This is a genomic window from Halosimplex carlsbadense 2-9-1 (genome assembly GCF_000337455.1).
In the GTDB taxonomy this organism is placed as follows: Archaea; Halobacteriota; Halobacteria; order Halobacteriales; family Haloarculaceae; genus Halosimplex; species Halosimplex carlsbadense.
In genome coordinates this window covers 111,832-121,394 of record NZ_AOIU01000003.1, presented here as the reverse complement: position 1 = coordinate 121,394, position 9,563 = coordinate 111,832, and the positions used below count along the sequence as shown (strand labels likewise).

Here is a 9,563-nt window from a genome sequence, read left to right as displayed (position 1 = left end):
TATGCGGCTCGTCGGGAAAGGGTAAGCGATGCGACTCCGGACGCGGTTCGCCCTGGCGCTGGTGCTAGTGGCGCTGGTGCTGTCGGCCACGTCGCTGGTCGGATTCGTCCTCTACCGGGACGCAGTCGTCGCCCAAGAGCGGACCGAGCTGGCCCACTCCGCGGAGTCCGTGGCGACCCAGCTCGACGCCGTACTCGCCGAGCGGGAGCGACAGGTCGAGCTGTGGGGTTCGTCGCCGTCGCTGGCCGAGCACGGCTCGCCGCCCCAGGAGGCGCGGTTGCGGTCGTTCGTGCAGACCACGGAGTTCAGCGGCGCCTCCGTGATCTCGGCCAACGGGACGATGGTGGGGCTGCACTCCGAGGGGCTCACATCGACCGCCCGCGAGCGGGTCGTCGGGCAGCAGTTCGGCGACCGGACGTACTTCCGGCGGGCGATGGCGGGCGAGACCTACGTCAGCGACCCGGTCAGAGCCGAGACGGGCAACCTCATCGTGACGGTGAGCACGCCGTTGCGCCGGTCGGGCGAGACCGTCGGGACGTTCAACGCCGCGTTCCACCTCGAACGGGGCGACCTATCGGCGATCGTCCGGGCCAACTCCGGGCCGACTCAGGGGATCCGTATCGCCGCGAACGGGACGACGCTGTACGCGGTCGGACCGGTCTCCGGTGGGGACGCGGACGCCGACCTGATCCTGGCCAACGAGACGGTCGGGGGAACGGGCTGGACGGTCTCGGCGACGACGACGCGGGCTGCCTTCGAGTCGCAGCTGTGGGCCGCCACGGCCGCCCAAGCGGCGGCCTTCGGGCTGGTGTTGCTGTCGATCGCGGCGCTCGGCCTCTGGCTCTACCGCGAGTTCGTCGGCAACATCGAGCGGCTCCACGGCGGGTTCGGCGCCCTCGCCGACGGCGACTACGGGTCGACCGTCTCGCTGACGGGGGCGACCGAGTGGGCCGAGCTCGAAGGGGGATTCAACGACCTGAGCGAGGTGCTCGCCCAGCGCCGCTCGGAGGTGATCGTCCTCAACCGGGTGTTGCGGCACAACCTCCGCAACGCGATGACGGTCGTCGTCGGCAACGCCGACCGCATCGCCGAGCGCACCGACGACGAGACGACCCGAACCGAGGCCGACCGCATCCGGCGGCGCGGCGAGTCGCTGCTCGAACTCGCCGACCACGCGCGGGCCATCGAGTCCTCGCTGGGCGCACGCCCCGACGAGACGGCCACCCGGCCGGCCGACGCCATCATCGAAGACGTGGCGACGACGCTCCGCGAAGAGTTCCCCGACGCGGACGTGCGGCCGTCGGGGCCCGAGGAACCGGTCGCGGTCCTCGACGGCGACCTGTTGCTCGTGGCGCTTGACGAGCTGGCGCGCAACGCGATCACGCACAACGACGCGCCGACGCCGGCCGTCGAGATCGACGCGGTGGTCGACGACGGGACGGTGACGTTCACCGTCGCAGACGACGGCCCCGGGATGCCCGCGGTCGAGCGCCGCGTCCTCACCGACAGCTTCGTCGAGACGCCGACCCAGCACGGCGCCGGCCTCGGGCTCTGGCTGGTCACCTGGCTCGTCCACTGGGCCGACGGCGAGGTGTCCGTCGACGTCGACGACGGCACGACCGTCTCCGTCGCGGTCTCCTGCGAACCGGCCGAGCCGGCCGGCCCGGACGCGGACTCGACCGACGAGTGAGCGGGACGGAGCGCCGCCGCCGCCCGGGCCTGAGAGCGAAACGCTGAGGGCCGTCGCCCCGGTAGGTCGGGGCGATGGACTGCGACAAGTGCGGCGAGTCGGCGGTGATGCACGCCGCTTACTCGGGGCTGCACCTCTGCGAGGACCACTTCTGTCAAACGGTGGAGACCCGGGTCCGCCGGCGCGTCCGCGAGGACAACCTCCTCGCCCGCTCGGCGACGCCCGACGACCCCGAGACGTGGGTGATCGGCCTCTCCGGCGGGAAGGACTCGGTCGTCCTCACCGAGATCCTCCACGACACCTTCCGCGAGGACCCGCGGATCGAACTCGTCGCGCTGTCGATCCACGAGGGTATCGAGGGGTATCGCGACGAGTCGATCGACGCCTGCGAGGAACTGACCGCCGACCTCGACCTGCGTCACGAGGTCGTCTCCTACGCCGAGGAGTTCGGCGTCCGGATGGACGACGTGGTCGAAGACGACCCCGAGGGGATGGCCGCTTGCGCCTACTGCGGCGTCTTCCGCCGGGACGTACTGGAGCGCTACGCCGAGAAGCTCGACGCGGACAAACTCCTGACCGGCCACAACCTCGACGACGAGGCTCAGACCGCGCTGATGAACGTCTTCGAGGGCGACGTGGGTCAGATGGCCAGCCACTACGACGCGTCGCTCGGCCCCTTCCCCGAGGAGGACCGCCACGGCGACCCCGTCGACCCGCCGAGCGACCCGACCGAGCGGCCGCGCCACGCCCAGGACCACCACGTCCCGCGGGCCAAGCCGCTGCGGGACGTGCCCGAGAAGGAAGTCGCGCTGTACGCCCACCTGCGGGACCTGCCCGCGCACATCACCGAGTGTCCCCACGCCGAGGAAGCGTATCGCGGGGAGGTCCAGCAGCTCCTGCTGGGCATGGAGGACGACCACCCCGGGACGCGCCACTCGATCATGGCCGGCTACGAGCAGTTCGCGGCGCTCGCCGCCTCGGCGTTCGGCGGGACCGACGCCCCCGACTACGGGGAGTGTGAGGTCTGCGGCGCGCCGACCGGTCGGACGGTCTGCCGGAAGTGCGACCTCCTAGACGCGCTGGAAGCGATCTGAACGGGTCGTCGCGCCTCGCCGACGCGCCCGTCGCGGTCGAAGCTGGCGCTTGTCTCCGCTGTCCGACGCTGTGTGACGAGCCGTTCGGCTCGGCTGTCGAGCGAGCGCCGGCGAGTCGGACGCTGTCGTCACTGACCGGTCGGAAACGGAAAGAGAGAGTGGGTCGAGCGGGCCCGTGGAACCGGTGGAGGGGTCTCCAGTGGGGGTCGACCCGGGAGCCGTTAGTCCGGGCGGATGACGTCCAGCCCGTTGTTCTTCTCGAGGTTGTCGCGGCCGCCGTCGGTGTGGCCGTAGTCGGGCTCGCCGCCCGAGTTACCGCCCGCGCCGCCGTGGCCGCCACCGCCGCCCATGCCGCCGGAGTCGCCGAACTCGGTGTCGACGTTCTCGCTGGCGTCGAAGGTCGAGTCGTCCACGTCGTCGAGCGCCTGACGGGACTTGTCGGCCTGCTTCTGGGTCGTCGGACCGAGGACCTGCGCGGACTTGACGCCGGTCATGATGGCCATGACCCGCACCTTGCCCTTGTACTCCTCCTCGATGCGGGCGCCCCAGATGACGTTGGCGCTCGCGTCGAGGCGCTGGGTGATGTTCTGTGCGATGCCCTCGGCCTCTTTCAGCGCGAGGTCCGGACCGCCCGTGATGTGGACGAGGCCGCCGGTGGCCCCGCGGTAGTCCACGTCGAGCAGCGGGTGGTTCATCGCGTCTTTCACCACTTCCTCGGTCTTGTTCTTGTCCTGGGTCTCGCCGACGAGCATGACGGCGACGCCACCTTGATTCATGATGGCGGTCATGTCGGCGTAGTCCAGGTTGATGAGCGAGGGCTGGGTGATCGTCTCCGAGATGCCCTTGACCGTCTCGGCGATGATCTGGTCCATCACGGAGAAGGCCTTGCCGATGGGCAGGTTCGGGACGTAGTCCAGCAGGCGGTTGTTGTCCAGCACGATGATGGAGTCGGCCTCGCTGCGGAGGGTCTCGAGACCCTTCTCGGCCTTGACCGTGCGGGCGCGCTCGACGTTGAACGGCGTCGAGACCATGCCGACCACGATTGCGCCCTGGTCTTTGGCGATGTTCGAGACGACCGGCGCCGCGCCGGTCCCCGTCCCGCCGCCCATGCCGGCGGTGACGAAGACGAGGTCGGCGTCACCCAGGACTTCCTCGATGGTGCCCTGGGCCATCTCGGTGGCGCGCTTGCCCATCTCCGGGTCGCCACCGGCGCCGAGACCGGAGGTCAGCGACTTGCCGACCAGGATCTTCGTGTCGGCCTCGATCATCTGGAGGTGCTGCTTGTCGGTGTTGATGGCGACGGTGTCGGCACCGTCGACGCCGATGTTGTACAGGCGGTTGACGGTGTTGTTCCCGGCGCCACCGCAACCGACGATGACGATCCGGGGGTCACCGAAGCCGTCGCCCTCGGTCTCCTCCATCTGATTCTGCTCGGCCTCGTCGCGTTCGAGGGCCTCCTTGACGATATCCTGCATCGATCAGGCCCTCTGGAAGCTGCGCCGCTTGCGCTTTTCGGAGGGACGCTCCTTGCTCCCGTCCTGCTCGTTTAGTTTCTCGCGGACGGCCGCCCGGATGGCTTCGCTCCGGTTGGGGTACTCCCCCGTTTCGACCATTCGCTCGACCTCTTCGATCTGCTGCTTCGGAATCCGTAGTGTCACACGCTCCATGTTTGTTGTTCCCCTTTGGGTAAGACGGCAGCCGTGGACGCGGTCGCCCGTTCGTCTTACACGGCGACTTCGAACTCCCATCCGACGTAATCGCACGATGGCGCGGGTCACACGTCCGCGCCGCGGCCCGTGTAAGACGGCCGTCTTACGCAGGAATTACATCTGGGTGTAGGGTTATAAAGGTAACGGCGAGCGTCATACGTTTTCTCGTTTACGACGTTTAACGCCGCCAGTGTGGCGTTTACGGCGTTTTCAGGATTGGTCGAGTACGTCGGCAGCGGGAGTGCGTCGACCGCAGCTGGGGCAGAATCCCCAGTCCGAGCGGAGTTCGTCCCCGCAGTCACAGAAGACGCGGTGGGAGGCCTTCTCACCACAGTTCGGGCAGTAAACGTGGTCCGTGGAGACGTTTTCGCCACATTTGGCGCACGAACGGTCGGCGTCTTCGGACGCTCGTTCGCCCGCGTCCGCGCCTGTCTTACGACCGGGATCGCCGCCGGACGCCTCGGCCGTCGGGGCCGGTGATGCGTTCGCCTCTGCACCGCTCGGAGCGGCGTTTTCGCCGTCGAGAGCGATGTTTACGTTAATGTCCTGGGGTTGGCTCGGCGTAAACGCACCGTCGAGGCGGTCGGCGACGATGGCGTCGACGCGCTCGGCGATGAGGTCGTCGATGGACTCGCTCGCCTCCGACGCCTCGGCGGTCGGCGTCGACTCCGTCGCCGTCGCGCTCGGCCGCGTGTCCGACGCCTCGCCGAGGTACTCCCGCAGGGCCTCCCGCATGATCTCGCTCTTCGAGGCGTCGAACCCCTCGAGTCGCTCGATGAGATCGTCGTCCGCACGGAAGGTTATCTTGCTCATCCGACTCGTCGGATCCGTCGTTGCCTGGGTATTTCAATCTTCCCGGAGTGTCTGACGCGTGTCTGTCGCCGGCGGTGTGGCTGGGTCACTCTCTCACCCCCGCCGCGAGTCAAAACGGTTAAGTCCGACACGGCGGCTACCTGCAAGTGCGCCCGCCCTTAGCTCAGACTGGTAGAGCAGTCGACTGTAGATCGACTTGCCCCCCGTTCAAATCGGGGAGGGCGGACTTGGAATCCCGTTGAACTACGACAGATAGCTACGCGTCCGTCTGCGTGCTATCTGAGTGTTCTACCTCCGGAATCGACTTCGCGAAAATCGGCCCGATTTGGTGAGTTCAACTGGACACAAGCCGCGGGTCCGCGCCATCCTGCGAATTTAGTAGTTGAAACGGGGGGATGCGCGTGAGTCAGCCCGCTTCAGCGGACCGGCGGGCCGAGGTGGAGACGGCCGTGCGGAATCGGTCCCAGTACGCGGACACGCTCCACCGAGTCGACCCCGACGCCGACGAGCCCGAGCCGGCCTGTGTCGAAGCGGAGTACCGAGACGACGCCGAGTTCACGGATGTTCCCGTCGCGGCGTACCCCCACTACAGCCTGTGCGGGAACCCGGAGTGTTTCGGGAGTGAGTGGTGGTGACGGGGGAGCCGTTCGTACTTGACGGCTACAGCGGGCCGGGCGGTGTCGGGCTCGCGCTGGCGGACTTACCCGTCCGACACCTCGGCATCGACACCGAGGACTACAGCCACACCTACCCCGGCGAGTTCGTCCAGGGGGACGCGTCGGACGCTAGGTTCGTGGCGAGCTTCGAGACGCCGGATCTCCTGTGGCTGTCGCCGCGGTGCCAGGCGTATTCGAAACTCTCGTGGGCCAACATGGGCCGCTACGACTGGGATGAGACGCCGAAAGAACGCTACCCCACCTTCGCGGATCTGAACGTCCGCGAGGTTATCCAGGCGGTTGACCCGGACGAGTACATCATCGAGAACGTCGCTACCTGTGACGACCTGCGGGACCCGGCGCGGCTGAACGGGCTTGCATTCGGCCTCCCGATCAACAACTGCCGCCACTTCGAGACGAGCTTCCCCGTCCCAGACGCCTACGAGAGCGGGATAGCGGAGATTTCCATCGGGTCGGAGTACGTTCGCCACGAACTCGCCGCCGCGAAGGGCGTGCCTGGCGAGTGGACGGAATCAGAGATTCGGTCGGCCATACCCCGCGAGTTCGTCCAGTACCTGCTGCACTACTGCCCGAGCGTCCCCGACGTGCCGCTCCCGTCGGAACTCCGACAGCGGCCGCTCGGAGAGTTCGCCGCAACGACGGGAGGTGAACGGCCGTGACGTTCCAGTCGTCGCTGTTTCACTACGAGGAAGACCTGTCGGTGCTGTCGGACGCTCAGCGGGAGGTGTACGAGGCGGTCGAACAGGACGGCTACGGGATGCGCGAGTACGCCCGTAAGACCGGTCGGTCGGCCGGCACCGTCGGGAACCTGCTACGCCGCGCCCGGCGCCGTCTCGACGGGGGTGAGAGTACGTGACTGGGTTCGTCCGTGCCTCCCGTCTGTATGACGTAGAGGCGGGCGAGCGCGTCCGTTGGGACTGGGGCGGTCAGCAACCGGTCGCAGAAAGCGAGGCGCGGGTCCAGCGCGCCGTCGCTGAATCCAGTTACGAGGGGTGAGGGAAGTGCGAACAGTCGAACTCGCCCCACACGAGTTTAACGCGAACCTGTTGTTTAACGATAACGGGCTCGCGCCGTTCTTCGGGCTCGACAGCGCGGTCAAGCAAGCCGGTGGCTCCCGCTCGGAGGAGTTCCACGCCGACGGCGAGCAGTGGGTCACCCGGCTGTCTTACCAAGAGAGCAACATCGTCCACCCCGGCAGTCAGACGCCGCAGGGGACCGACTTCCGCATCGAGACGATCCGCGAGTACCGCATCCGAGTCCTACGCCACCCTTCGGAGGATTCTGTCGGCGAGCAGGATTTCACGGCCCACATAGCGCCCCGCTGGCCGGGCATGAAGGGTGAGAAGGGCGACGGCACCCGCGTCGAGATTCCCGTCCCCGACGGCTTCGGCGAGGGGATCAACGTCCGGGTGAAAGGGTCGAACATCGCCTTCGAGCGCTACCCGAAGTTGCTCCGACGGGCGGCCGGAGTCCTGGGTATCGCGACGCGGTACTTTGAGGACCCACATCCGTACTCGAACATTCAAGACGCCGAGCGATACACGCGGGTCGATAAGGGCGCCAGCGGTCCCGTCCACGCCCGCGACGGTCCGCTGGCGGCGATGGGTCACCTCTTGGAGAGCGACCGCTCAGGCTACCGCAAGGTCGTCCAAAACGACGACGACGAGCGCGGCCGGAACTTGCCCGGCTACTACCACACGGCCACGCTCGACGCGGGGCGCGTGCGCGAGGCGTTCCCCGACCACGCGCTCCCCAAGGAGGTGAAGCACTACTACGCTCGGGAAGCGCTGTCGGTCCCCGACGACCACCCGCTCGCGCATCCGAAGGTCGGCGCGTCGCTCCAGGCGTCGCTACTCGACGATGACGAGACGGTCCGCTGGCACGACCTCGATAGGCTTCGCCGCGAGCTGGACCAGACGGTGCTGTCGGTACTGGCCGACGCCGGCCTGGACGTAGCGCCGAGCGATGGGCATGGGCCGTTCGTCGCGGATGCGTACTTCGAGCCGGCGGTCGACGAGAGCGGTCCTGACCCCATCGGGCTGGACCTGACGCGGGTCGAACAGTCCCAGGAGAGCGTCGTCGTGCGCCACCTCGCTGACGGCCTTTCGCCGGTGCAGTGGGAAGCCATGGAGACGCTGGTGACCGACGGCGGCCAGGTGGCCCCGACGGACATCGCGGACGCTCACGGCCGACACGTCGGGTCCGTCCGGCGGGCGCTCCGAGAGATGGACGATCTCGTCGAGCGTGAGTATGCGTCGGTGTCGCTACGCTCGGAGTACGTCGCCGAGATGGTTCACGCCGCGGTCGACGAGGCGCGCGAGGGCCTCGAACGCGCGGTCGACGCGACGGCGAAGGCGATGGAAGCCGCCGAGCGCGGGCTGGAGGAGACGATGAGCGCATTCATCGCGTGGGCCGCCCGTCACGGCGTCGATGTCGACGACGCCCGCGAGGCGCGTATGACGCTCCGATTCAACGGGACAGTCGCGAGCGACGTGGGCGAGTCCATCCGCGAGGGGTTCCGCGTCTGGAAGGACGCAGGGATGCCCGAACAGCGATACCGAGAGGCGCAAGTCCGGTTCGGTGACGGTTCGATCGGCGACGCCTGGCGGTTCCTGAACACCGGGTAGCAGCCCGCCCGAGTAGAGGCATCACTGTCGTTCGTCCCTGTTTTCCGGGTACTTTCCAACTGAATTTGCGCTCCACAGCTGTGATTCGGCAACCTCGGTTGTACTCGTCGGTGCCTTCGAGCGCCAGCCGGCCGTCGCCGGCGCGACGGACTCCAACCCGGGGGGTTGGATTCCCGCTTAGAGGTGTGGCTAAGGCCACATCATCAAAACACACCGCACGCTTTCTGCGGAGCGCGCGAAATTTCCGCCCCCTTGCGGGGCGCGCGAAAATTTGGATAGGAACGCTTTTTGCGAACAAATCCTCCGATTCGGACGGCTGGATTTTCCCAGCCCTCCAACGCACGCCCCGGGGCGTCGATGTGTGTCCCACTCCCCACCCCCCACATCACCATCGATTGTCTGATTCCCCCCATTTGCCCCTTCCCCGGGGCGGGCGTTTTAGAAGATTTCCCCGATCCCGAGCTTTGCCTGCCGTGAGTCTCGGTGCGCGCCGCCACCATGCCAGCGGAGTCGGGGGAGTCGAGACGAGTGGCGCATTTCCCATTTCAGGACTTCTACCCCCTGGCCACGGACACGATAGGGAGCAAAGACGTACCACCCACTCGCTTCACGGAGCTTCGCGTGATACTCTTCATAGATTTTGAAGTTGCCTGGCTGACCGTCTGCGTGAACTCGTTTCGCGGCTTTGATTTCGACAGGTGCTCCGTCTGGTCGGAGCGCATCGTGCCAACTACACCGCTCCAGATCGAGCCGGTACCGCTCGGCGGCCTGGCGCTCGACGAGCGTCCCGTAGTGGTTCGCTCAGTGGCTCGGCATCGCTACGCGCTCCTCGCGCTCGTCGCGCGTCTTATATATATATATAAACCGGGCCGCCGCCGCTCCGCGCCCGGCCCATCGGTCGCTCTCGCTCCCGAAGGGACGAGAGCATGCTGTGGGCCAATACTATAGGGGGG

General features: G+C 67.4%; 9 protein-coding genes and 1 tRNA gene. 7 read left to right on the top strand and 3 right to left on the bottom strand.

The window, feature by feature from the left end:
* The first annotated feature begins 28 nt into the window (after positions 1–28).
* Both C475_RS00610 and ncsA read left to right on the top strand, forming a co-directional pair.
* Positions 29–1,690 (top strand): sensor histidine kinase, encoded by a 1,662-nt coding sequence (locus tag C475_RS00610; RefSeq protein ID WP_006881779.1) that lies wholly within the window; start codon positions 29–31, stop codon positions 1,688–1,690.
* A gap of 74 nt (positions 1,691–1,764) precedes the next feature.
* The gene (gene ncsA, locus C475_RS00605) at positions 1,765–2,784 is read left to right on the top strand and encodes a tRNA 2-thiolation protein NcsA (protein ID WP_006881778.1); all 1,020 of its coding nucleotides are present in this window, start codon (positions 1,765–1,767) and stop codon (positions 2,782–2,784) included.
* 221 nt (positions 2,785–3,005) lie between these two features.
* On the opposite strand, the gene ftsZ is transcribed toward ncsA, so the two are convergent.
* The 3 genes from ftsZ to C475_RS00590 all read right to left on the bottom strand — a co-directional run bounded on the left by ftsZ (position 3,006) and on the right by C475_RS00590 (position 5,306).
* Positions 3,006–4,259 carry a cell division protein FtsZ gene (gene ftsZ, locus C475_RS00600; protein WP_006881777.1) on the bottom strand — a complete coding sequence of 418 codons (1,254 nt, stop codon included), beginning with the start codon at positions 4,257–4,259 and terminating at the stop codon, positions 3,006–3,008.
* A gap of 3 nt (positions 4,260–4,262) precedes the next feature.
* Positions 4,263–4,451 (bottom strand): ribbon-helix-helix domain-containing protein, encoded by a 189-nt coding sequence (locus tag C475_RS00595; protein WP_006881776.1) that lies wholly within the window; start codon positions 4,449–4,451, stop codon positions 4,263–4,265.
* A gap of 252 nt (positions 4,452–4,703) precedes the next feature.
* Positions 4,704–5,306: a double zinc ribbon domain-containing protein gene (locus tag C475_RS00590; protein WP_006881775.1), complete on the bottom strand. Its 603-nt coding sequence runs from the start codon at positions 5,304–5,306 to the stop codon at positions 4,704–4,706.
* 152 nt (positions 5,307–5,458) lie between these two features.
* Here C475_RS00590 and C475_RS00585 point away from each other — a divergent pair.
* From C475_RS00585 to C475_RS00565, 5 genes are all read left to right on the top strand, one after another.
* A tRNA-Tyr gene (locus C475_RS00585) sits at positions 5,459–5,532 on the top strand.
* 169 nt (positions 5,533–5,701) lie between these two features.
* Complete coding sequence (locus tag C475_RS00580) at positions 5,702–5,941, top strand: hypothetical protein (RefSeq protein WP_006881774.1); 240 nt, start codon at positions 5,702–5,704, stop codon at positions 5,939–5,941.
* The gene (locus C475_RS00575; RefSeq protein WP_152436286.1) at positions 5,938–6,642 is read left to right on the top strand and encodes a class I SAM-dependent methyltransferase; all 705 of its coding nucleotides are present in this window, start codon (positions 5,938–5,940) and stop codon (positions 6,640–6,642) included. Before C475_RS00580 ends, C475_RS00575 begins: the two co-directional genes overlap by 4 nt.
* Complete coding sequence (locus tag C475_RS00570) at positions 6,639–6,839, top strand: sigma factor-like helix-turn-helix DNA-binding protein (RefSeq protein ID WP_006881772.1); 201 nt, start codon at positions 6,639–6,641, stop codon at positions 6,837–6,839. Before C475_RS00575 ends, C475_RS00570 begins: the two co-directional genes overlap by 4 nt.
* A 145-nt stretch (positions 6,840–6,984) precedes the next feature.
* A complete protein-coding gene (locus C475_RS00565; RefSeq protein WP_006881771.1) occupies positions 6,985–8,610 on the top strand; it encodes a DUF7845 domain-containing protein in 1,626 nt (541 codons plus the stop codon).
* The last annotated feature ends 953 nt before the right edge of the window (positions 8,611–9,563 follow it).